Origin of the sequence: Streptomyces sp. NPDC020884 (assembly GCF_044333935.1) — a bacterium.
GTDB lineage: Bacteria > Actinomycetota > Actinomycetes > Streptomycetales > Streptomycetaceae > Streptomyces.
Genome location: NZ_JBIRRY010000011.1, coordinates 177,329 through 200,795 on the forward strand (window position 1 = coordinate 177,329; position 23,467 = coordinate 200,795).

The 23,467-nt window shown below is 72.6% G+C and carries 18 protein-coding genes; 7 read left to right on the plus strand and 11 right to left on the minus strand.

Annotated features, from left to right (window positions below):
• Positions 1-73: 73 nt before the first annotated feature.
• Positions 74-619 carry a peptide deformylase gene (gene def, locus ACH4UK_RS30655; RefSeq protein WP_398361499.1) on the plus strand — a complete coding sequence of 182 codons (546 nt, stop codon included), beginning with the start codon at positions 74-76 and terminating at the stop codon, positions 617-619.
• Positions 620-638: 19 nt separating this feature from the next.
• Here the strand turns inward: def and ACH4UK_RS30660 are convergent, their stop codons facing one another.
• On the minus strand, positions 639-1,289 hold the full coding sequence (locus ACH4UK_RS30660) for a TetR family transcriptional regulator (protein ID WP_398361501.1): 651 nt from the start codon (positions 1,287-1,289) through the stop codon (positions 639-641).
• A 185-nt stretch (positions 1,290-1,474) separates the two neighbouring features.
• Between ACH4UK_RS30660 and ACH4UK_RS30665 the strand changes: the two genes are divergently transcribed.
• Positions 1,475-2,701, plus strand: coding sequence for an acyl-CoA dehydrogenase family protein (locus ACH4UK_RS30665; RefSeq protein WP_398361503.1), 1,227 nt, complete (start codon positions 1,475-1,477; stop codon positions 2,699-2,701).
• Between the two features lie 72 nt (positions 2,702-2,773).
• Here the strand turns inward: ACH4UK_RS30665 and ACH4UK_RS30670 are convergent, their stop codons facing one another.
• From ACH4UK_RS30670 to ACH4UK_RS30685, 4 genes are all read right to left on the minus strand, one after another.
• Positions 2,774-3,262 carry a glutathione peroxidase gene (locus tag ACH4UK_RS30670; RefSeq protein ID WP_398361504.1) on the minus strand — a complete coding sequence of 163 codons (489 nt, stop codon included), beginning with the start codon at positions 3,260-3,262 and terminating at the stop codon, positions 2,774-2,776.
• Between the two features lie 50 nt (positions 3,263-3,312).
• Positions 3,313-3,837, minus strand: coding sequence for a GNAT family N-acetyltransferase (locus ACH4UK_RS30675; protein WP_398361506.1), 525 nt, complete (start codon positions 3,835-3,837; stop codon positions 3,313-3,315).
• 214 nt (positions 3,838-4,051) lie between these two features.
• Positions 4,052-5,470, minus strand: coding sequence for a DUF2252 domain-containing protein (locus tag ACH4UK_RS30680; protein WP_398361508.1), 1,419 nt, complete (start codon positions 5,468-5,470; stop codon positions 4,052-4,054).
• Positions 5,471-5,487: 17 nt separating this feature from the next.
• On the minus strand, positions 5,488-6,459 hold the full coding sequence (locus tag ACH4UK_RS30685; protein WP_398361511.1) for a DUF389 domain-containing protein: 972 nt from the start codon (positions 6,457-6,459) through the stop codon (positions 5,488-5,490).
• A 200-nt stretch (positions 6,460-6,659) separates the two neighbouring features.
• On the opposite strand from ACH4UK_RS30685, the gene ACH4UK_RS30690 reads away from it, so the two are divergent.
• Positions 6,660-8,489: a glycoside hydrolase family 15 protein gene (locus tag ACH4UK_RS30690; protein WP_398361512.1), complete on the plus strand. Its 1,830-nt coding sequence runs from the start codon at positions 6,660-6,662 to the stop codon at positions 8,487-8,489.
• A 47-nt stretch (positions 8,490-8,536) separates the two neighbouring features.
• The gene (locus ACH4UK_RS30695) at positions 8,537-8,764 is read left to right on the plus strand and encodes a DUF6011 domain-containing protein (protein WP_398361514.1); all 228 of its coding nucleotides are present in this window, start codon (positions 8,537-8,539) and stop codon (positions 8,762-8,764) included.
• A gap of 12 nt (positions 8,765-8,776) precedes the next feature.
• On the opposite strand, the gene ACH4UK_RS30700 is transcribed toward ACH4UK_RS30695, so the two are convergent.
• Entirely contained in the window at positions 8,777-9,649 is an 873-nt protein-coding gene (locus tag ACH4UK_RS30700) for an acyl-CoA thioesterase (protein ID WP_398361516.1), read from the minus strand.
• 46 nt (positions 9,650-9,695) lie between these two features.
• On the minus strand, positions 9,696-12,269 hold the full coding sequence (locus ACH4UK_RS30705; protein ID WP_398361518.1) for a DEAD/DEAH box helicase: 2,574 nt from the start codon (positions 12,267-12,269) through the stop codon (positions 9,696-9,698).
• 77 nt (positions 12,270-12,346) lie between these two features.
• Between ACH4UK_RS30705 and ACH4UK_RS30710 the strand changes: the two genes are divergently transcribed.
• Positions 12,347-13,138 (plus strand): metal-dependent hydrolase, encoded by a 792-nt coding sequence (locus tag ACH4UK_RS30710; protein ID WP_398361519.1) that lies wholly within the window; start codon positions 12,347-12,349, stop codon positions 13,136-13,138.
• Between the two features lie 68 nt (positions 13,139-13,206).
• Positions 13,207-14,742 carry an ATP-dependent DNA ligase gene (locus ACH4UK_RS30715; protein ID WP_398361521.1) on the plus strand — a complete coding sequence of 512 codons (1,536 nt, stop codon included), beginning with the start codon at positions 13,207-13,209 and terminating at the stop codon, positions 14,740-14,742.
• 45 nt (positions 14,743-14,787) lie between these two features.
• On the opposite strand, the gene ACH4UK_RS30720 is transcribed toward ACH4UK_RS30715, so the two are convergent.
• Complete coding sequence (locus ACH4UK_RS30720) at positions 14,788-16,149, minus strand: NAD(P)/FAD-dependent oxidoreductase (RefSeq protein WP_398361522.1); 1,362 nt, start codon at positions 16,147-16,149, stop codon at positions 14,788-14,790.
• A 248-nt stretch (positions 16,150-16,397) separates the two neighbouring features.
• Here ACH4UK_RS30720 and ACH4UK_RS30725 point away from each other — a divergent pair, with 248 nt between their 5' ends.
• A complete protein-coding gene (locus tag ACH4UK_RS30725; protein ID WP_398361524.1) occupies positions 16,398-17,966 on the plus strand; it encodes a fused MFS/spermidine synthase in 1,569 nt (522 codons plus the stop codon).
• 21 nt (positions 17,967-17,987) lie between these two features.
• On the opposite strand, the gene ACH4UK_RS30730 is transcribed toward ACH4UK_RS30725, so the two are convergent.
• The 3 genes from ACH4UK_RS30730 to ACH4UK_RS30740 all read right to left on the minus strand — a co-directional run bounded on the left by ACH4UK_RS30730 (position 17,988) and on the right by ACH4UK_RS30740 (position 23,236).
• Positions 17,988-19,769: an ABC transporter ATP-binding protein gene (locus ACH4UK_RS30730; RefSeq protein WP_398361525.1), complete on the minus strand. Its 1,782-nt coding sequence runs from the start codon at positions 19,767-19,769 to the stop codon at positions 17,988-17,990.
• Complete coding sequence (locus ACH4UK_RS30735) at positions 19,766-21,604, minus strand: ABC transporter transmembrane domain-containing protein (protein ID WP_398361527.1); 1,839 nt, start codon at positions 21,602-21,604, stop codon at positions 19,766-19,768. The genes ACH4UK_RS30730 and ACH4UK_RS30735 overlap by 4 nt, the downstream gene beginning before the upstream one ends.
• Before the next feature lie 156 nt (positions 21,605-21,760).
• Positions 21,761-23,236: a Gfo/Idh/MocA family protein gene (locus ACH4UK_RS30740; protein ID WP_398361529.1), complete on the minus strand. Its 1,476-nt coding sequence runs from the start codon at positions 23,234-23,236 to the stop codon at positions 21,761-21,763.
• Positions 23,237-23,467 lie beyond the last annotated feature (231 nt).

Sequence of the window (23,467 nt, forward strand, 5' to 3'; positions counted from 1 at the left end):
GATGTCCGGCGCGGCGACCGTACCGCGGCACCACGGGAACTCCCCGGCCCCGGCGGAACGTACGCTTGCCGCCATGCGAAACCGCCCGATCCCCGGCAGTTCCGGACTCGTCCGTGAGATGAGTCTGCTCGGCGACCCGTTGCTCCACCGTGCCTGCGAGGACGTCACGGACTTCGGCCCGTCGCTCGCGAGGCTGGTCGAGGACATGTTCGCCACGATGTACGCCGCACAGGGTGTCGGGCTCGCCGCCAATCAGATCGGCGTCCCGCTCAAGGTGTTCGTCTACGACTGCCCGGACGACGACGATGTCCGCCACCTGGGACACGTGGTCAATCCCGAGCTGGTCGAGGCGGACGGACTCACCGTACGCGGACCGGAGGGCTGTCTGTCGCTTCCCGGTCTGGAAGCGGGCACCGAACGCTTCGACCACGCGGTCGTCGAGGGTCTGACGCTGACCGGCGAGCCGGTCCGGATCGCCGGGACGGGGTGGTTCGCCCGCTGCCTCCAGCACGAGTGCGACCACCTGGAGGGCACCGTCTACACCGACCGGCTGACCGGGCTGCGGCGCTCCCGGGCGCTGCGCGCGGCGCGCCGCGCGCCCTGGGCCCGCAACGGCTGAGCCCGCCGCGGCCCGGCTCTCAGAACCCCGGGCCGCCCTCGAGGTCGTCCGTCTCCGCGAGCCGGCCCCAGAGCAGATCGGCGAGGCTGCTCACCAGCCGCTCGCGGGAGCAGGGCCGGTCACCGAGCCACCAGTCGCCCGCCGCGTGCATCATGCCGACGATCCCGTGGCCCCAGATGCGTGCCATCTGCTCGCTGTCCGGGCCCAGGTCGACCCGTTCGGCGATCACCTGGCCCAGCTCCTCGCCGAGGCGGCGCAGCAGCGGGGCGGAGTGCCGGCCGACGTCGAAGCCCTGCTCGGGGGAGGGGGCCGCGTCCTCGGCGGGGTGCATCAGGAAGCGGTAGACCTGGGGGCGGGCCTCGATCGCGGCGAGATAGGTGTCGAGCGTGGACTCCACCCGCTCACGCCGGTCGGCCGGGGCGTCCAGAGCGGCTCGCAGGGCGCTGAGCAGTGCGTCGGTGTGGCGCTTGGCGAGGGCGCGGTAGAGGCCGCCCTTGTCGCCGAAGTGGCGGTAGAGGATGGGTTTGGTGATCCCGGCCTCGGCGGCGATGGCGTTCATCGAGGCCTGCGGCCCGTCCCTGAGCACCACCCGGTCCGCCGCTTCCAGCAACTCGCGGCGACGGCGCTCGGCCGAGGTCCGCTGTCGCTCGGCGCCTCGTGCGGTCTCCATGTCGTCTCTCCCACCCCTGGCCACGCGATGCCGTCGCACCGCCTCTGCACGCCCGCGCAACGTAACACTCCGCAGGGAGGGCGCTTGATCGGCTCCAGGGCGGTTGACAGTGCCTACTTGCCGGTAACAGACTGGGGTTACCGCAAGTAACGTATGGTTTTTCGCCGCAGTGCCTGGAGGGGAACATGGCCGAGTTCACGCTTGAGCTCAACGACGACCAGAAGCAGGTCAAGGACTGGCTCCACGGCTTCGCGGCGGATGTCATCCGCCCCGCCGCCTCGGAGTGGGACGAGCGTGAGGAAACGCCCTGGCCCGTCATCCAGGAGGCGGCCAAGGTCGGCATCTACTCCCTCGACTTCTACGCCCAGCAGTTCTTCGACCCTACGGGTCTCGGCATCCCCATGGCCATGGAAGAGCTCTTCTGGGGCGACGCGGGCATCGCCCTGTCGATCGTCGGTACGGGCCTGGCGGCCGTCGGCGTCCTCGCCAACGGCACCGAGGAGCAGATCGGCACCTGGATCCCGCAGATGTACGGCGACGCCGACGACGTGAAGGTCGCCGCCTTCTGCTCCTCCGAGCCCGACGCCGGCTCCGACGTCGCCTCGATGCGCACCCGGGCCGTCTACGACGAGGCCAAGGACGAGTGGGTCCTCAACGGGACCAAGACCTGGGCGACCAACGGCGGCATAGCCAACGTCCACGTGGTCGTCGCCGTCGTCGACCCCGACATCGGCTCCAAGGGCCACGCCTCCTTCATCGTGCCGCCGAACACCCCCGGCCTCTCCCAGGGCCAGAAGTTCAAGAAGCACGGCATCCGCGCCTCGCACACCGCCGAGGTGGTCCTGGAGGACGTCCGCGTCCCCGGACACTGCCTGCTCGGCGGCAAGGAGAAGCTCGACGAGCGCCTCGCCCGCGCCCACGAGCGCGCCAAGTCCGGCGGCGAACGCGTCAAGAACGCGGCGATGGCCACCTTCGAGGCCTCCCGCCCGGCCGTCGGCGCGATGGCCGTGGGCACCGCCCGCGCCGCCTACGAGGTCGCCCTCGACTACGCGAAGACCCGCAGCCAGTTCGGCCGCCCGATCATCGACAACCAGGGCATCGCCTTCCAGCTCGCCGACATGCGCACCCGCATCGACGCGGCCCGGCTGCTGGTCTGGCGCGCCTCCTGGATGGCCACCAGCGGCAAGCCGTTCACCTCGGCCGAGGGCTCCATGTCCAAGCTCTACGCGAGCGAGACCGCCCGGGACGTCACCGCGCAGGCCATCCAGATCCTCGGCGGCAACGGCTTCACCCGCGAGTACCCCGTGGAGCGCATGCACCGCGACGCGGCCATCTACACCATCTTCGAGGGCACCAGCGAGATCCAGCGCCTGGTGATCGCCCGCACGCTGTCGGGCATGCCGATCCGCTAGCCGCCGCGGGGGACCGATACGGGATGGGGGCGGTCCGGGACGCGTTGTCCCGGACCGCCCCCTTCCGTGGGCTCAGGCCGGCAGGTGCGCCTCGATCGCCGCCACGACCTCCGTGGCCTCCGGCTCCGAGCGTGGCCGGATCCGGGCCACCGGCTCACCGGCCGGCGAGATGAGGAACTTCTCGAAGTTCCACTGGACGTCCCCGGCCTCCCCGTCCGCGTCCGCCAGCCGCGTCAGCTCCGCGTACAGCGGGTGCCGGTCCGCGCCGTTGACGTCGACCTTCTCCAGCAGCGGGAAGCTGACCCCGTACGTCGTCGAGCAGAAGGTCTGGATCTCCTCCGCGCTGCCCGGCTCCTGCCCGGCGAACTGGTTGCACGGGACGCCGAGCACGGTCAGGCCCCGGTCCCCGTAGTTCTGCTGCAGCCGCTCCAGGCCCTCGTACTGCGGGGTGAGCCCGCACTTGGAGGCCACGTTCACCAACAGGACGGCCCGGCCGCTGTACGCGCCCAGCGTGGTCGGCTCGCCCGCGAGGGTGCGCAGCGGAATGTCGTGCAGCGTCATGAAGCTCTCCCTGATCATTGCGTGGTGGTGCTCATTGTGCCGCCCACCGCTCACGGAGCGGCGAGCTCCTTGTAGTAGAAGGTCGTCGGCTTGAGGATGCCCGCCGGATCCGCCGCGTATCCCGGCACACCGCCGACCTCCGTCCACCCCGCGCCGCGGTAGACCTGCTCGGCCAGGCTGCCGCTCTCGGTGTCCAGGATCAGCAGCGTGATGCCCTCGGTCGCCGCGTACGCCTCGACGGCGGTCAGCAGCGCCCCGCCGAGGCCCTGACCGCGCGCGGCGGGGCGGACCATCAGCTTGGCGACCTCCGCGCGGTGCCGGGCGTTCGGCAGCGGAGCGCGGACCAGGGCGATCGTCCCGGAGACCCGCCCGCCCTCCCGGGCGATCCAGATGCCGATCCGCCCCGCCTCCACGGCGGCGGCCCGCTCCCGCCACCAGGCGGCGGCCGTCTCACGGTCCAACGGGGCCAGGAAGCCCACCGAGGACCCCTCCTCGACGGTCTCGACCAGGAGGCCGGCCAGGTCGTCGGCGTACGTGACCAGCTCGGGGGCGGACACATGGACGATCTCGGTCATGGGCGGGGTCCTTTCGCGGCGGAACGGGCCAGGGGGTACGGGCTCCACGATCTCGGCGCGCCGACCGGCCTGCGGCGGCGGGACCGAGCGCCGGACGAACCCGGCCGCCTCGTCGCGCCGGACGGTCCGCCGGGCCGCCGGCACCGGGAGCGGGGGCGGGGGCGGGGGCTCCGCCGCCACCTCCGAGGGAGCATATCCCCGTCGCGGGACGGACCTAAGGAGCCGCCGGCAGCCGTCCCGAGGCCACCGCGTCGACCAGCGCCCGGTGATCGAGCTCGTTGCGGTCCGCGTACGACTCCGCGAACACGGCGATCGCCCGGTCGAAGACGTCCTTGCGCCCCAGGTAGCCCGCGATGGCGATCCGGTCCCCGGACCTGGCGTGGGCGCGGGCCAGCGTGGCGCCGCACACCTCGCCGAACGCGCGCATCCCCTTCGGCGCCATCTGCTCCGGTTCGGCGATGCCCTTCCAGTCGCGCAACTGGCGCACGTAGAAGTCCCGGCTCCGGCCGTCGATGCCGTCGGCCCGCTCCCAGCCGAGGAAGATGTCGCTGGAGGCCTGCATCAGGCGCTGCCCCGCGACCACCCGCCGGCCCTCGTTGCCGTACCGGCTCGCCCCGACGTGCTCGGCCAGCACCGAGGGACCGGCCTCCTTGGCCTGTAGCAGCAGCGGATCCCCGCCGTCCCTGCCGAGCAGCAGCACGATCCAGCAGCGGGTGCCGACACTGCCCACACCGACGACCTTCCGGGCCACGTCCACCAGCGCGAAGTCCTCCAGCAGACTGCGCCGGTCGGACGCCAGACTGTCGGCGTACCCCGCCATCAGACCGGCGAACTGCCCGAACACCGTCTCGCGCTCCACACCGGGCACCAGATCGGTGAGCGGCACCACCATCGGCGGGTCCGCCGCGATCCGCAGCCGCCCGTCGACCACCTCGGCGAGCTTGCCGAAGGCCTGCAGACTGTCCCGGGAGCGGGCCTTGCCCAGCGCCCGGTCGACGTTCCTGCGCCCCCGTCCGCCCAACCGCTCCGCCGCCACCGCACGCAGCCGCTCGGCATCGGTCCGCGCGTACCACACCTCCAGATTGCGCATCCCGGCGAACCGGGCCATCGCCTCCCGGTACGACCGGACCGCGGCCCGCACGATCCCGGCCCGCTCCCGGTCCGAGAAGCCGTTCGCCCGCCCCGCGATGACGAGGCTGGCCGCCAGCCGTTTCACGTCCCACTCCCAGGGACCCGGCAGCGTCTCGTCGAAGTCGTTGATGTCGAAGAGGAGGTTCCGCTCGGGCGAGGCCAGCAGCCGGAAGTTCAGCAGATGGGCATCGCCGCACAGCTGCGCCCGGATCCCCGAGTCCGGGCTGCCGGCCAGGTCGGCGGCCATCAGAGCGGCCGCGCCCCGGAAGAAGCGGAACGGCGACTCCGTCATCCGGCCGTAGCGGATCGGGACCAGCTCCGGAACCCGGTCGGCGGACTGCGCCTCCAGGACGGCCAGCGGGTCGGGTCGCCGCGGCGACGACGTGTACCGCGCATGGCTCGACCGGGGAGCCCTCCGGCGCGCGGCCCTGCCCAGGGCCGCGCGTTCGGCCGGTGTCGCGTGCGGTGCGGCGCGCGGCGGCGCCCCGTCTTCCCGGTCCATCAGGTGCCCCTTTCCTCTCACGTCAGGCCTCCGCCGGCGGTCGCGCGGTCACGCTCGTGCCGCAGGCCGACCCTCCGCCAGATCGCCCGCTGGGCCTTGAGCGTGGCGGTGCCCACCACGATCAGCACGACGATGTTCACCCCGAGCTGGATGGCCGAGCCCCGTACGTCGGTCCAGCTGGTGAACGCGGTGGAGACGGCGATGTCCGCGGCGGCCGGGATCGTCGTCACGGAGATGAACACGCCGAGCAGGGCGCTCGTCCTGGCCTCGGTCAGCGACACGATCCCGACGATCCCGGCCAGGGTGGCCACCGCCACCGAGAAGAAGTTCGGCGTGTTGATGAGGTTGGAGACGGGGCGCAACCCCCGGTCGAAGGCCTCCGACTGCAGCCCGAAACCCCGGATGAGGAGGGCGAAGAGGAAGGTGAGGACCACGGTGAGGAGCAAGCCGGCGCCCAGGGCGGCCAGCCCGCCGCGCACCGTGGCCCCGTGGCCCCGGTCGATCCCCAGCGCCACGCTGACGATGGCGCCGTACTCCGGCCCCACGACCATCGCCGCCACGATCAGGATCTGCGAGTTGGTGACGATCCCGACCGAACCGATCAGCCCGGCGACGACCAGGTAGAGATAGAAGCTCGGCGGGTAGCGCCCCCCGGACCGGATCCGGGCCTCGACCTGCTCCCAGACCGGCGCCCGGCTCAGGGGCCCCAGCTCGCGCCGCCCCCCTTCGGCGGCCCTGCCGGAGAAGGCCATGTCGACCGGCTCGATGACCAGCGAACCCCGTTGGTCCAGCCGGACGGCGCGCAGACGGTGCAGCACCTCGTTCGCCGCCCCCGTCAGGACGTCGCAGGCGATGGAGTCGCCGTCGGGATTGCGCGCCGCGTCGCGCTGGACGATGAGGTTGAGCACGCAGCGGTCGCCCGAGAGCAGGCCGACCACCTCGTCGGTCAGGTCCGGCGGGCTCACCGCGCGGATGTGGATCAGGTCCATCCCGGTACCTCCGCGGCTCCCTGTTCCGTCGGACGGAGCTCCGCCCGGCCGGCGGCCCGGGGCTCATTCCAGTAACGCGGCCCCGGCTCCGTTCGGCAAACCGGGCGCCCGGACCCCGCCCGCCCGGACGCGTGCCGCGCACCCGGGGCGGGAGTGCCGGATAGTGAGGGACACGGGGGCCCGACCGGGAGGGAAGGCTCATGGACCGGTATCCGCCGATCGCCGACCACGGACTCGTGGGCGACCTCCAGACGGCCGCACTGATCTCCTCGCAGGGGGTCGTGGACTGGTTCGCCGCCCCGCGATTCGACTCGCCGAGCGTCTTCGCCGCCCTGCTCGACCACGAGCGCGGCGGCTTCTTCCGGCTGGCGCCCGAAGGCGGCGCCCACACCTGCAAGCAGCTCTACTACCCCGACACCGCGGTCGTCGTCACCCGGTTCATGGCGCCCGACGGGGTCGGGGAGGTCCTCGACTGGATGACCCCGATCCGCTCCGGCGGACCGGCCGACCGGCACACCCTCGTCCGCACCGTGCGCGCGGTGCGCGGCACCGTCCGCTTCGGCCTGGAGTGCCGGCCCCGGTTCGACTACGGCCGCGCCGCCCACACCATGGAGCTGGGACCGGCGGGAGGCCGAGCGGTCTTCCGGGCGCCGGGCGGCACGGCCCATCTCCGAACGGGCTTCCCTCTGAGCCGCGACGGCCAGGACGCCGTCGCCGGCGTCACCCTGAACGCCGGACAGTCCTCGGCGGCCGTCCTCACGCTCGGCGGCCCCGACAGCCCCGAGCCGCCGCACCCCACCCCCGAGGAGATCGACGACCAGCTCTGGGACGTCGTCGACTTCTGGCAGAGGTGGGTGCGCGGATCCCGCTACCAGGGCCGCTGGCTCGACATGGTCAACCGCTCCGCCATCACCCTGAAGCTGCTCACGTACGAACCCAGCGGCGCCCCCGTCGCCGCGGCGACCATGGGGCTGCCCGAACAGGTGGGCGGAGAACGCAACTGGGACTACCGCTACACCTGGGTACGGGACGGCTCCCTGTCGGTGCGGGCCCTCCTGGACCTGGGCTTCGTCGACGAGGCTGCCGCGTTCACCCACTGGCTGGGCGACCGGCTGCGGGACCGGCAGGACGCCGGCGGAGAGCCGCTGCGGATCATGTACCGGGTCGACGGGCGGCCCCTGGAGGCGGAGCAGGTCCTCGGCCACCTGGAGGGCTACCGGGGCTCCCGACCGGTCCGGCTCGGCAACGCCGCCGACGACCAGCTCCAGCTCGACATCTACGGCGAAGCCCTCTACGCGCTGTCCGAGGGCCGCGAGGTCGGCATCCAGGCGGGCCACCGGGGCTGGAAGATCCTCTCCCGCACCCTGGACTGGCTCGCGGAGTCCTGGGACCGCCCCGACGAAGGCATCTGGGAGACCCGCGGCGGGCGCCAGGATTTCACCTACAGCCGAGTGATGTGCTGGGCCGCCTTCGACCGGGGCCTCAAACTCGCCGGGCAGTTCAGCCGCCCCGCCGACACCGCCCGGTGGACCAGCGCCCGGGACGCCGTACTCGAACAGGTGGTGGAGCGGGGCTGGAACGAGGACCTCCAGGCCTACGTCCAGAGCTACGGCAGCGGCGTGCTCGACGCGTCCCTGCTGCTGATGCCGCGCGTCGGATTCCTCGCCCCGCGGGACCCGGGCTGGCTGTCCACCCTGGACGCCATGGACCGCACCCTGGTCTCGGACAGCCTCGTCCACCGCTACGACCCGGCGGCCTCACCGGACGGGCTGCGCGGCTCGGAGGGGACCTTCAGCCTCTGTACGTTCCTCTACGTCGACGCACTCGCCCGCGCCGGGCGGCTGCGCCAGGCGCGCTACACCTTCGAGAAGATGCTCACCTACGCCAACCACGTGGGCCTGTTCGCCGAGGAGATCGGCCCCAGCGGCGAACAACTGGGCAACTTCCCCCAGGCGTTCACCCACCTCTCGCTCATCATGGCGGCCCGTACCCTGGACGAGGCGCTCGACCGGCAGCGGGACCGCGGCTGAGGGCTGTCCCCTCGCCCCCGCCCGGCGGCGTCTGGGAGGATCGGGGCGTGGACACTCCCGACACCTTCCCCGAACCGCTGCCCGGTGACGGGACCGACGGGACGCCCGAAGGACGCCGCCTCGTCCGCTGCCGCCTCTGCGGCCGCCCCCTCACCGGGACCGGCTCGCGCCGGGCCGGCCTCGGACCGTCCTGCGACGCCAAGCTGCACCCCGCGCCCCCGGACATCCGCACCCGCCGCCACGAGGTCGACCAGGACCCGCTGCCCGGCACATGACCCGGGACGGACCTACCGCTCCAGCCGGCGGAACAGTCCCTCCTGCACCACCGACACCAGCAGCTGCCCCGAGCGGTCGTAGATCCGGCCCCGCGCCAGACCCCGGCCGCCCGTGGCGATCGGCGACTCCTGGTCGTACAGGAACCACTCGTCCGCCCGGAACGGCCGGTGGAACCACATCGCGTGGTCCAGGGAGGCCATGTCGAAACCGCGCGGGCCCCACAGCGGCTCCACCGGGATGCGGACCGCGTCCAGCAGCGTCATGTCGCTCGCGTACGTCAGCGCGCAGGTGTGCACCAGCGGGTCGTCGCCCAGCGGACCCACCGCCCGCATCCACACCGCGCTGCGCGGATCGGCGTCCTCGATCTCGTCCTGCGTCCAGCGCAGCCGGTCGACGTACCGGATGTCGAAGGGCTGGCGCCGGGCCATCCGCTCCAGCGCCTCCGGCAGCGCGCCCAGGTGCTCGCGCACCTCCTCGGCGACCGTCGGTAGCTCCTCCGGGTCCGGGACGATCCGGGCCGGCGGCAGCTGGTGCTCGAAGCCCGCCTCCTCGGGGCGGTGGAAGGACGCCGTCAGATTGAAGATCGTCCGGCCCTCCTGGACGGCCGTGACCCGGCGGGTGGTGAAGGACCGGCCGTCCCGCACCCGCTCCACCTGGTACACGATCGGCACCCCGGGCCGCCCCGGCCGCAGGAAGTAGGCGTGCAGCGAGTGCACCGGCCGCTCCCCGTCGGTGGTCCGGCCCGCCGCCACCAGCGCCTGGCCCGCGACCTGCCCGCCGAAGACCCGTTGCAGGGACTCCTCCGGGCTGCGGCCCCGGAAGATGTTGACCTCGATCCGCTCCAGGTCGAGAAGGTCGACCAGGCGCTCGGCCGGGTTCGTCATGCCGTACCTCTCCACTCCGGTGTCCGCCTGCCCGCCCGAGGGTTCCTCACAGCTGACCGACCTCGGTGACCCGGACGATCGCCCGGCCCTCCTCGTCGGACGCGGCGAGGTCCACCTCGGCCTTGATGCCCCAGTCATGGTCGCCCGCCGGGTCGGCGAACGCCTGCCAGACCCGCCACAGCCCGTGCGCCGGGTCCTCCTCGATCTTCAGCAGCTTGGGACCGCGCGCGTCCGGACCGGTGCCCAGGTCCTCGTGCGCGTCCCAGTACGCGTCCATCGCCTCGCCCCACGCGTCCTCGTCCCACCCCGAGTCGCCGTCCAGCTCGCCCAGGTCGCGGACCCGGTCCAGCGCGGCCAGCTCCACCCGGCGGAACATCGCGTTGCGCACCAGCACCCGGAAGGCGCGCGTGTTCGCGGTGACCGGCTTGACCTCGTCCGCCCGCTCCTGGGCCTGCTCGGCGGTCTCCACCTCGGGGTTGGCCAGCTGCTCCCACTCGTCCAGCAGACTGGAGTCCACCTGACGCACCATCTCGCCGAGCCAGGAGATCAGGTCCTGGAGGTCCTCCGACTTCAGGTCGTCCGGGATCGTGTGTTCCAGCGCCTTGTACGCGCTCGCCAGATACCGCAGCACGATGCCCTCGGTCCGGGCCAGCTCGTAGTGCGAGGTGAACTCCGTGAAGGTCATGGCCCGCTCGAACATGTCGCGGATCACCGACTTCGGCGACACCGGGTGGTCGCTCACCCACGGGTGGCTCGTGCGGTACACGTCGTAGCCGTGCCACAGCAGCTCGCTCAGCGGCTTCGGGTACGTGACGTCCTGGAGCCGCTCCATGCGCTCCTCGTACTCGACCCCGTCCGCCTTCATCTGGCCCACGGCCTCGCCGCGCGCCTTGTTCTGCTGGGCGGCCAGGATCTGCCGCGGGTCGTCCAGCGTCGACTCGACGACCGAGACCATGTCCAGCGCGTACGAGGGGGATTCGGCGTCCAGCAGGTCGAACGCGGCCAGCGCGAACGTCGACAGAGGCTGGTTCAGCGCGAAGTCCTGCTGGAGGTCGACCGTCAGACGGACGATCCGGCCCTCGGCGTCCGGCGTCTCCAACCGCTCCACCACCCCGCCGTCCACCAGCGAGCGGTAGATCGCGATGGCCCGCCGGATGTGCCGCAGCTGCGCCCGGCGCGGCTCGTGGTTGTCCTCCAGCAGATGGCGCATCGCCTCGAACGCGTTGCCCGGCCGGGCGATGACCGCGAGCAGCATGGTGTGGGTGACCCGGAAGCGCGAGTTCAGCGGCTCGGGATCCGAGGTGATCAGCTTGTCGAAGGTGGTCTCCGACCAGGCGACGAAGCCCTCGGGGGCCTTCTTGCGGACCACCTTGCGCTTCTTCTTCGGGTCGTCGCCCGCCTTCTTGACGGCCTTCTCGTTCTCGATGACGTGCTCGGGGGCCTGCGCCACGACGAAGCCGGCCGTGTCGAACCCGGCCCGCCCGGCCCGGCCCGCGATCTGGTGGAACTCCCGCGCCCGCAGGGTCCGCACCCGGGTGCCGTCGTACTTGGTGAGCGCCGTGAACAGCACCGTGCGGATGGGCACGTTGACGCCGACGCCGAGCGTGTCCGTCCCGCAGATCACCTTCAGCAGACCCGCCTGGGCCAGCTTCTCCACCAGACGGCGGTACTTGGGCAGCATCCCCGCGTGGTGCACCCCGATGCCGTGGCGCACGTAGCGGGAGAGGTTCTGGCCGAACTTGGTGGTGAAGCGGAAACCGCCGATCATGTCGGCGATCCTCTCCTTCTCCTCCTTCGTGCACATGTTGATGCTCATCAGCGACTGCGCCCGCTCGACGGCCGCCGCCTGCGTGAAGTGCACGATGTAGACCGGCGACTGCCGGGTGTCCAGCAGCTCGGTGAGCGTCTCGGTGATCGGCGTGAAGCGGTACTCGTAGCTGAGCGGCACCGGACGGGTCGCCGAGCGCACCACCGAGGTCGGGCGGCCGGTACGACGGGTCAGGTCCTTCTCGAACATCGCGACGTCGCCGAGCGTCGCCGACATCAGCACGAACTGGGCCTGCGGCAGCTCCAGCAACGGGATCTGCCAGGCCCAGCCCCGGTCCGGCTCGGCGTAGAAGTGGAACTCGTCCATCACGACCTGGCCGATGTCGGCGTACTTGCCGTCGCGCAGCGCGATGGAGGCCAGCACCTCGGCCGTACAGCAGATCACCGGGGCGTCCGCGTTGACCGAGGCGTCACCGGTGAGCATGCCGACGTTCTCGGTGCCGAAGAGCTTGCACAGGTCGAAGAACTTCTCCGACACCAGCGCCTTGATCGGCGCCGTGTAGAAGGTGACCTTGTCCTGGGCCAGCGCGGTGAAGTGCGCGGCCGCCGCCACCAGGCTCTTCCCGGAGCCGGTCGGGGTGGAGAGGATCACGTTCGCCCCGGAGACCACCTCGATCAGCGCCTCCTCCTGAGCCGGATAAAGGGTGATGCCCTGGGTCTCGGTCCATGACGAGAAGGCCTCGAAGAGGGCGTCCGGGTCGGGGGTCTTAGGCAGCTGGTCGATGAGGGTCACGCCCCCATCTTGCCTGTCTTGCGCCCGGATGAGGGAACCGGCGGACGGCGCGAAGATCATGGACGATACGCTGCGCACTCAACCAGCCCGCGCCGCACCGGTGATGGGCGCACCAACCACTGGGGGCGGAAGCGACCATGATGGGACCGGCACACTCTCTGTCAGGGGCAGCGGCCTGGCTGGGGGTGGGAGCGGCGGCCACCGCCGCGGGCCACACGATGCCCTGGCCCGTCCTCGTCGTCGGAGCGCTCATCTGCGCGGGCGCCGCGCTCGCCCCTGACCTCGACCACAAGTCCGCGACCATATCGCGCGCCTTCGGGCCCGTCTCCAAAGCCCTCTGCGAGATCGTCGACAAGCTCTCCTTCGCCGTCTACAAGGCCACCCGGAGCGCCGGCGACCCCCGCCGCACCGGCGGCCACCGGACACTGACCCACACCTGGCTCTGGGCCGTCCTGATCGGCGGCGGCGCTTCCGCAGCGGCGATCTTCGGCGGACGCTGGGCCGTCCTCGCCATCCTCTTCGTCCACCTGGTACTCGCGGTCGAGGGCCTGCTGTGGCGGGCCGCCCGGGTCTCCAGCGACATCCTTGTCTGGCTGCTCGGCGCCACCAGCGCCTGGATTCTGGCCGGCGTCCTGGACCAGCCGGGCAACGGGGCCGGCTGGCTCTTCGACGCCCCCGGCCAGGAGTACATGTGGCTCGGCCTGCCCATCGTGCTCGGCGCTCTGGTCCACGACATCGGCGACGCGCTGACCGTCTCGGGCTGCCCGATCCTGTGGCCCATCCCGATCGGCCGCAAGCGCTGGTACCCGATCGGCCCGCCGAAGCCCATGCGCTTCCGGGCCGGCAGCTGGGTGGAGATGAAGGTCCTGATGCCGGCCTTCATGGTCCTCGGGGGAGTCGGCGGGGCCGCCGCCCTCAACTACATCTGACACCCCCGGGGCGCGGCCGTCCGTCCCGCGGGCGGGCGGTACGCCCCGGCACGTAGCACCATGGCAGCATGCTGCTCGCCGAGCTCGCCCGGGTGTCCCTGGAGGTCGCCGCCACCTCCGCCAGGTCCCGGAAAGTGGCGCTCCTGGCCGACCTCTTCCGGGACGCGGGGCCCGAGGACGTCCCCGTCGCCATCCCGTACCTCGCCGGACGACTGCCCCAGGGCCGCATCGGCGTCGGGTGGCGGAGCCTGGGGGACCCGGTGGAACCGGCCTCCGAGCCCACCCTCACCGTCACCGGCGTCGACGCCGAGCTGACCGCGCTGGCCGCCACCTCCGGCCCCGGATCCCAGGCCCTGCGCCGGGAACGGCTGCGCGCGCTCTTCGCGGCCGCCACCGCCGACGAGCAGCACTTCCTGCGGGCCCTGCTCACCGGTGAGGTCCGCCAGGGGGCCCTGGACGCCGTCGCCGCCGACGCGCTGGCCCGCGCCGCCGAAGCACCGCCCGCCGGGGTCCGGCGCGCCGTGATGCTCGCCGGATCGCTCCAGGAGGTCGCCCGGGTCCTCCTCGCGGACGGCCCCGAAGCGCTCGCCGCCTTCCGCCTCACCGCCGGGCGGCCCGTCCAGCCGATGCTCGCGCAGAGCGCCGCCTCGGTCGGCGAGGCCCTCGACCGGCTCGGCCCGTGCGCCGTCGAGGAGAAGCTCGACGGGATCCGGGTGCAGGTCCACCGGGACGGCGACCGGATCCGTGCCTACACCCGGACCCTCGACGACATCACCGACCGGCTGCCCGAGCTCACCGCCGCCGTCGCGGCTCTTCCGGCCGGCCGCCTCATCCTCGACGGCGAGGTGATCGCGCTGGGGCCGGACGGCAGACCCCGGCCGTTCCAGGAGACCGCCTCCCGGGTGGGCTCCCGGCGGGACGTGGCCGGAGCGGCGGCGCACGTGCCCGTCGTCCCGGTCTTCTTCGACGCGCTCCTCGTCGACGACCAGGACCTGCTCGACCTGCCCTTCACCGACCGCCACGCGGCCCTGGCCCGGCTGCTCCCCGAGAGCCTGCGCGTGCGGCGCACGGTCGTCGCCGAACCGGAGGACCCCGAGGCCCGCGAGGCGGCCGACGCCTTTCTCGCCGACACCCTGGAACGCGGCCACGAGGGCGTCGTCGTCAAGGACCTGGCCGCCGCCTACAGCGCGGGACGCCGGGGCGCGTCCTGGCTGAAGGTGAAGCCGGTCCACACCCTGGACCTGGTGGTGCTGGCCGTCGAGTGGGGCAGCGGCCGGCGCACCGGCAAGCTCTCCAACCTGCATCTGGGCGCACGCCGGCCCGACGGCACCTTCGCGATGCTCGGCAAGACCTTCAAGGGGCTCACGGACGCCCTGCTGGAGTGGCAGACCGAGCGGCTGGGGCAGCTGGCGACCGACGACGACGGCCACGTCGTCACCGTACGCCCGGAACTCGTCGTGGAGATCGCCTACGACGGACTCCAGCGCTCCACCCGCTATCCCGCCGGGGTCACGCTCCGGTTCGCCCGCGTCCTGCGCTACCGGGAGGACAAGACGGCGCAGGAGGCGGACACCGTGGAGAGGGTCCTGTCCTCGCAGCCGTGAGCGCGCCCCGCGGACCCGGGGCGCGCTCGCAGGGTACGCGGCGGCTCAGTGCTCGATGACCGCCGCCGCCGTGTGCTCCCTGATCTGCTCGGGCGTCAGATAGACGTCCGTGTACTCGAAGTCCCGCAGCGTCGCCGGCTTGCGGGACTGGAATCCCGTCCGTACGAAGTCGTCACCGGCGACCGCGTTCAGCATCCAGTTCGTCATCACCCGGGTCTTGGCGACGTTCGTCCGCAGCGCCGACCAGTGGTAGCCGCGCGCCACCGCCTGCGCGGGCATGCCGCGCAGCTCGATGCCCAGCGGCTTGGACACCGCGTCCTTGCCGCCGAGATCCACGACGAGCCCCAGATCCCGGTGCACGTAGTCCTGGAGCGGCTGATGGCGCAGCGAGGCGATCAGGTTGTCCGCCAGTACCCGGCCCTGGCGCATCGCGTGCTGCGCGGTGGGCGGGCAGACCGCGCCGTCGCCCTTCGCCAGGTCGGGCACCGCGGCCGCGTCGCCGAGCGAGAACACCCCGTCCGCGCCCGGCAGCACCAGCTGCGGGGTCACCGCGAGCCGGCCGCGTACCGTCTCCGCGCCGAGGGTGGCGATCAGCGGGCTGGCGGCCACCCCGGCGGTCCAGATCAGGGTCCGGCAGGGCAGCACCCGGCCGTCGGTGAACGTGACCTCCTCCGGCCCCGCCTTGGCGATCGACACCCCGAGCGACACCTCGATGTTCCGCTTGCGGAGCACCTCCAGAGCGGCCTGCCCCAGCTTGTCGCCCAGCTCCGGCATCAGCTTGGGAGCGATGTCGATCAGATGCCACTTGATCAGCCGCGCGTCCAGCCGCGGATAGTGCCTGACCGCGTTGGTCGTCAGGCGCTGGAGACAGGCGGCCGTCTCGGTGCCCGCGTAACCGCCGCCGACCACCACGAACTGGAGCCGGGAGGCCCGCTCGGCCTCGTCGTGACTGGCATCCGCCAGATCCAGCTGGGCGATGACGTGGTCCCGTACGTACGCGGCCTCGGCCAGCGTCTTCATCCCCCGGGCGTTGTCCAGCAGCCCGGGGATGTCGAAGGTCCGCGTCACGCTGCCCGCCGCCAGCACGATGAAGTCGTACGGCTCGTTCACGATCTCGTCGGTGATCTTCCGGATCACACAGACCTTCGCCTGCGTGTCCACGCCGATCGCCCCGCCCGGCACGATCCGGGTCCGGTGACGGCGGCTGCGGCGCAGGGACACCGCGACGGACTGCGGCGTGAGCACCCCCGAGGCCACCTGGGGGAGCAGGGGCAGATACAGCTGGTAGGAGAACGGTGTGACGAGCGTGATCCGGGCTTCTCCCGGAGCGAGCCTGCGCTCCAGACGGCGTACGCACTCGACGCCCGCGAAGCCGGCTCCGACGACGAGAATCCTGGGTGGTGCCACGGTCTGCATCCCTTCTCGGGCTTGCGTGGTGCTGCGCTCGCCTGCCCCGTCTACCGGGTGATTCACCCCTCATCCTTAACCGGACACCCCGCCATCCGCCTCCTGACAGGGGTGAAAGGGGGGCCGCTCCCGGCGGCGGAGCGACCGGCGGCCGCCGCGGCCGACGGACCTCGGGGCCCGGGAGCCCGCTCCCTCCGCCCTTCGGCGCGAGGGGAGTTCGGCCTCCGCACGCGTGCGAGGATGCTGCGGTGACCACCTCGCCCTCCTCGCCCGTGGCCGACGACTCTCCCGTGGCGGACGACCCGCCCGGCGACGACGGCAGGGGGCTGGGCCCCCGGGCCGCGGCGGTCCTCGTGTTCGGATCGTCGGCCGCCGTCCTGGTCGTCGAGATCGTCGCCCTGCGGCTGCTGGCCCCCTACCTCGGCCTCACCCTGGAGACCAGCACCATGGTGATCGGCATCGCGCTGACCGCCATCGCGCTGGGCTCCTGGCTGGGCGGGCGCATCGCGGACCAGATCGACCCGCACCGGCTCATCGCCCCGGCGCTCGGGGTGTCGGGCGTGGTCGTCGCGCTCACCCCGCTGCTGCTCCGCACCTCCGCCCAGTGGTCGCCGGCGCTGCTCCTGCTGGTCGCGTCGGCGACGCTGCTGGTGCCCGGCGCACTGCTGTCCGCGGTGACCCCGTTCGTGACGAAGCTGCGGCTGACCAGCCTCGCCGAGACCGGGACGGTCGTCGGCCGGCTCTCGGGCGTGGGCACCTTCGGAGCCATCGTCGGGACCGTGCTCACCGGCTTCGTCCTGGTCTCGCGGCTGCCCGTCAGCTCCATCCTGATCGGCCTCGGAACCCTGCTGGTGATCGGCGCGGCCCTGGTCGGACGGCGGGCCCGCCGATGGCGGCGCGCCACGGCCGTGGCGCTCGCCACCGTCCTCGCGGGCTCCCTCGCCACCGCGTTCGCCCCCGGCGGCTGTGACGCGGAGACCCGGTACCACTGCGCACAGGTGATCGCGGACCCCGAGCGGGACAGCGGCCGCACGCTCGTCCTGGACGGCCTCAGCCACTCCTACGTCGACCTCGAGGACCCGGCGCATCTGAAGTTCGCCTACGTGCGCGCCATCGCGTCGGTGGTCGACACCGCCTTCCCGGAGGGCCGGCCGCTCACCGCCCACCACATCGGCGGCGGCGGCCTCACCTTCCCCCGCTACCTCGCGGCCGCACGCCCCGGCACCCGCAGCCTCGTCTCCGAGATCGACGGCACCGTCGTGCGCATCGACCGCGACCGGTTCGGCCTGGGGCCGTCGACCGCCACCGGTATCGACGTACGCGTGGAGGACGGCAGACTGGGCCTGCGGCGGCTGGACGCCGACAGCCGCGACCTGGTCGTCGGCGACGCCTTCGGCGGCGTCAGCGTGCCGTGGCACCTGACGACGTCACAGGCGCTGCGCGACGTACGCCGGGTGCTCGACGCGGACGGACTGTACGTCGCCAACCTCATCGATCACGGCCGGCTCGACTTCGCCCGCGCCGAGGTCGCCACCCTCGCCTCGGTCTTCCCGCACGTCGCCGTCCTCGGGAAGCCCGCGGACATCGGCCTGGACCCCACCGCGTCCTCGGTGGGCGGCAACCTGGTGGTGGTCGCCGCGGACCGGCCGGTCGACGCCCGCGCGGTCCAGGACGCCCTGGACGCCCGGGAGGTCGGCTGGAGGATCGCCACCGGTGACACCCTCGCCTCCTGGACCGGGGACGCCCGGATTCTCACCGACGACTACGCGCCCGTCGACCAGCTCCTCCAGCCCGACCGCACCCGGACGGCCCGGTGATTCCCGGGCCGTCCGGCTCGCTCACCCGTGCCAGGACCGCCACAGGGACGCGTACGCGCCGTCCGCCGCCACCAGCTCGTCATGGCTGCCCAGCTCGCTGATCCGGCCGTCCTCCACGACCGCGATCACATCCGCGTCGTGCGCGGTGTGCAGCCGGTGCGCGATCGCCACGACCGTACGGCCCTGAAGGACCCGGGCCAGCGAACGCTCCAGATGCCGGGCGGCCCGGGGGTCCAGCAGCGAGGTCGCCTCGTCCAGGACCAGCGTGTGCGGATCGGCCAGCACGAGACGGGCCAGCGCGATCTGCTGGGCCTGTGCCGGCGTCAGCGCGAACCCGCCGGAGCCCACCTCGGTGTCCAGCCCCTCCTCCAGGGCCTTCGCCCAGCCGTCCGCGTCGACCGCGGCCAGCGACGCCCACAACTCCGCGTCCCCGGCCCCGTCGCGGGCCAGCAGCAGATTGTCCCGGAGCGAACCGACGAAGACATGGTGCTCCTGGTTGACCAGGGCCACATGCTCGCGGACCCGTTCGGCCGTCATCCGTGACAGCTCCGCCCCGCCGAGCGTCACCTCACCGGTGCGCGGTGCGTAGATCCCCGCCAGCAGACGGCCCAGCGTCGACTTGCCCGCGCCGGAGGGGCCGACCAGGGCGAGCCGTGTGCCCGGGGCCACGTCGAGCGACACCCGGTGCAGCACGTCGACGCCCTCCCGGTACCCGAAGCGGACGTCGTCCGCCCGTACCTCCCGGCCGTCCGGACCGACCCCGGCGTCGCCCGCGTCCGGCTCGATCTCCCGGACGCCGACCAGCCGGGCCAGCGACACCTGGGCCACCTGGAGCTCGTCGTACCAGCGCAGGATCAGACCGATCGGGTCGACCATCATCTGGGCCAGCAGCGCACCCGTCGTCAGCTGCCCGACCGTGATCCAGCCCTCCAGCACGAACCAGCCGCCGAGCAGCAGGACCGCGCCGAGGATCGTCACGTACGTCGCGTTGATGACGGGGAACAGCACCGAGCGCAGGAACAGCGTGTACCGCTCCCAGGCCGTCCACTCCTTGATCCGCCGGTCCGACAGCGCCACCCGGCGGCCGCCGAGACGGTGCGCCTCCACGGTCCGCCCGGCGTCCACGGTCTCCGCGAGCATCGCGGCCACGGCGGCGTAACCGGCGGCCTCGGAGCGGTACGCGGACGGGGCCCGGCGGAAGTACCAGCGGCAGCCCACGATCAGCACCGGCAGCGCGACCAGCACGGCCAGCGCCAGCGGGGGAGCGGTCACCGTCATCGCGCCGATCAGTAGACCGGCCCACACGACGCCGATCGCCAGCTGCGGCACCGCCTCCCGCATCGCGTTCGCCAGCCGGTCGATGTCCGTGGTGATCCGGGACAGCAGATCGCCCGTCCCGGCCCGCTCCAGGACCCCCGGCGGCAGCCCGACGGACCGTACGAGGAAGTCCTCGCGCAGGTCCGCGAGCATCTCCTCGCCCAGCATCGCGCCGCGCAGCCGCATGGAGCGGGTGAACACGGTCTGGACGACCAGCGCGACCGCGAAGATCGCGGCGGTGCGCTCCAGATGCAGATCGGTGACGCCGCTCGACAGGTCCTCCACCAGGCCGCCCAGCAGATACGGGCCGGTGATCGAGGCGATCACCGCCACCGCGTTGACGGTGATCAGGGCGACGAACGCCCTGCGGTGCCGGCGCAGCAGACTCCGTACGTAACCGCGCACGGTCGTCGGCGTGCCCACGGGCAGCGTGGTCGCCGACTCCGGGGCCGCCGGGTCCTGCGCCGGGGGTGCGACGCCGATCATGCCCTCTCCTCGACTTCCTGGATGCTCTTCATGGCGGGGACGGACGCGATGCCCGTCGCCTCGTCGTCGGTCTCCCGGGTGACGACCGCCCGGTAGCGCGGTTCGGTGCGCAGCAGTTCGCGGTGGACCCCCACGGCGACCACGGTGCCCTCGTGGACGAGGACCACGCGGTCGGCGGCGTCCAGCAGCAGCGGCGACGAGGCGAACGCCACCGTCGTACGCCCCCGGCGCAGCCGCGCGATCCCGGCGGCGACCCGTGCCTCGGTGTGCGAGTCGACCGCGGAGGTCGGCTCGTCCAGCACCAGCGCCTCCGGGTCGGTGACCAGCGACCGGGCCAGCGCGAGGCGCTGGCGCTGGCCGCCGGACAGGGACCGGCCGCGCTCGGTGATCCTGGTGCGCATCGGGTCCCCGTCGTTGTCGGGGGACGCCTGCGCCAGGGCGCTCAGCACATCACCGCACTGGGCCGCCTCCAACGCCGCCTCGGCGGTGGTGCGACCCGATGACGGGACGTCCAGCAGTTCCTGGAGCGTGCCGGACAGCAGCACCGGGTCCTTGTCCTGGACCAGCACCGCGGCCCGCGCGGCGGCCAGCGGGATCTCGTCCAGGGCGACCGCGCCGAGCAGCACCGAGGGGATCTCCGCCGACGCCTTCCCGGCCGCGGAGCCGTCGTTCTCGTCGCCGGTCTGCGCGTGTCCGCCGAGCCGTTCGGCCAGCCGGCCCGCCTCGTCCGGGTCGCCGCAGACGACGGCCGTGAACTGCCCCTGCGGGGCCATCAGACCGGTCGCCGGGTCGTACAGATCGCCGGCGGGCGTCACCCCCTCGACGGTGGCCTCCCGCGAGGTGCGGTGCAGCGCCAGCACCCGCACCGCCCGCTGGGCGGAGGGCCGCGAGAAGGAGTAGGCCATCGCGATCTCCTCGAAGTGCCGCAAGGGGAAGAGCATCAGCGTGGCCGCGCTGTAGACGGTGACGAGCTGGCCGACGTCGATGCGGCCGTCCCGGGCGAGCGTCGCCCCGTACCAGACCAGGGAGATCAGCAGGATCCCCGGCAGCAGCACCTGCACCGCCGAGATCAGCGCCCACATCCTGGCGCTGCGCACGGCCGCCCGGCGGACCTCCTGGGAGGCGCGGCGGTAGCGGCCGAGGAACAGCTCCTCGCCGCCGATGCCGCGCAGCACGCGCAGTCCGGCGACCGTGTCCGAGGCCAGCTCGGTGGCCTTTCCGGCCTTCTCGCGCTGTTCGTCGGCGCGGCGGGTGGCGCGCGGCAGCAGCGGCAGCACGGCCAGGGCGAGCACCGGCATGGCGAGCGCCACCATCACGCCGAGGGACGGCAGGTAGAGGGCCAGGCCCACGCAGATCGCCACGAGGGCGGTGGCGGCGGCCGCGAAGCGGGAGAGCGCCTCGACGAACCAGCCGATCTTCTCCACGTCGCCGGTCGAGACGGCGACGACCTCACCGGCGGCCACCCGCCGCGTCAGGGCCGCGCCCAGCTCGGCGGTCTTGCGGGCGAGCAGCTGCTGGACCCGGGCGGCGGCGGTGATCCAGTTGGTCACGGCGGTCCGGTGGAGCATGGTGTCGCCGACGGCGATCAGGACGCCGAGGGCCACGATGAGACCGCCGGCCAGGGCGAGCCGGCCCCCGGAGCGGTCGATGACGGCCTGGACGGCGAGCCCCACGGTGACCGGGAGACCGGCGATGCCCAGTTGGTGCAGCAGCCCCCAGGAGAGGGACTTCAACTGCCCCGCGAGCTGGTTGCGCCCCAGCCAGAACAGGAAACGGGGGCCTGAACGGACATCGGGGTCGCCGGGATCCGAATAGGGAAGGTCGCGAATCTGCATGACGTCCCAGGGCTCGTGAAACGGAGATCCGGACGGACCTCGAAGAACGGGGTGACGTGCAAGAGTCCCTGTTCGTCCCGTTCCGCGGCAACCGGTTTTCCGTCCCTCCGCCGCCCTGCGGGGACCCGGGCCGATCGGGCCGGGTCCCCGGGAGCGTCACTCCGCGGGCTTCTCGGAGTCCATGCCGGACCGGGCCTTCTTCCACTCGCCCCGGGTGAAGTCCGGGATCGGCAGCGGCGCGCCCTTGGCCTTGATGGAGAGATGGCTCAGCGGCACGGGAGCCGTCCAGGTCGCCGCGTCGTACACGTCGAAGTCGGGGACCAGGCCGAGCCGCATGCACTGCATCAGCCGGAAGACCATCATGTAGTCCATGCCGCCGTGGCCGCCCGGCGGGTTCGCGTGCTCCTTCCACAGCCAGTGGTCCCACTCGGCGTACTTCGAGAAGTCCGCCCACTGGTCGTCCGTGTGCTCCGGCTCGAGGTAGATCCGCTCCGGATAGTCCTCGAACACGCCCCGCGTGCCGCCGAGGCTGTTGATCCGCGAGTACGGGTGCGGCGTCGACACGTCGTGCTCCAGCCGGATCACCCGGCCCTTGGCCGTCTGCACGAGGCTGATCGTCCGGTCGGCCCCGATGTACGACTCCTTCCAGCTGGGGTCGCCGGGCGGCATGTGCTCCTTGCGGTACTCGGCGAGCCCGAGGGCGGGGGTGCCGATGCTGGTGATGCTCACGGCGCGGTCGCCGCGGTTGACGTCCATGTAGTTGGCGACGGGGCCGAACCCGTGGTTGGGGTAGAGGTCACCGCGCAGCCGGGTGTGCCACAGCCGCCGCCACGGGCCCTCGTAGTAGTCCGGGTCGAACATCAGCCCGCGCAGATCGTGGTTGTAGGCCCCCGCCCCGTGCAGCAGATCGCCGAAGAGACCCGCGTGCGCCATGCGCAGCACCCGCATCTCGTTCTTGCCGTAACAACAGTTCTCCAGCTGCATGCAGTGCCGCCGGGTGCGCTCGGAGAGGTCCACGAGCTGCCAGAGCTCTTCCAGGCGCATCGCGATCGGACACTCCACGCCGACGTGTTTGCCGTTCAGCATCGCCGCCTTAGCCATGGGGAAGTGCAGCTCCCAGGGCGTCGCCACGTAGACGAAGTCGATGTCGCCGCGCCGGCAGAGGTTCTCGTAGTCGTTCTCGTCCTTGGCGTAGACGGCGGGGGCGGGCTGGCCGGCGGCCGTCACCTTCGCCGCCGCCTTCTCCGCCTTGTCGCGGACCGGGTCGCAGACCGCCATCACCTGGACGCCCGGGACGCCGAGGAAGAGGTCGATCATGCTGCCGCCCCGGTTGCCGAGGCCCACGATCCCGACCCGGACGGTGGAGCGCCCCTCGAAGCGGACGTCCGCCATCGTGCGGCCCTGCCGGGCGGGAGCGGCGGCGACCGCTTCCGCGGCGGAGGGGGCGGCTGCCCCGGCCGCCGACGCGGTTCCGCCGCCCAGAGCGCCGAGGCCGAGTCCGGCCCCGGCCACGCCCGCCGTGGTCCACAGCACCGAACGGCGGCTGGGATCCTGCCGCGCGGCCTCGTCGGCCGCGCCGCTGTGCGGGGGTATGTCCTGCGGTTCCGGTGCGGGCCGGGCGTCGTCGTTCATCGAGCCTCCAGGTGGGGTTGGGGGTTCAGACGGTGCGCGAGAGCGTCCGGTCCCCCCGTACGGATACGGGCGCGGGGACCGGGTCTCGGTAAGGACCCTGGAGGGTGAGGCTGATGGTGCGCAAGGGAAGTATTTGGACTCTTGTCCGTAAACCTTGGACTTTTCTCACGGCGCGCCGAGGACCCGACTGGTGCAACCAATCGGGGCCTGGAAACGCTCAGTTGTGCACGT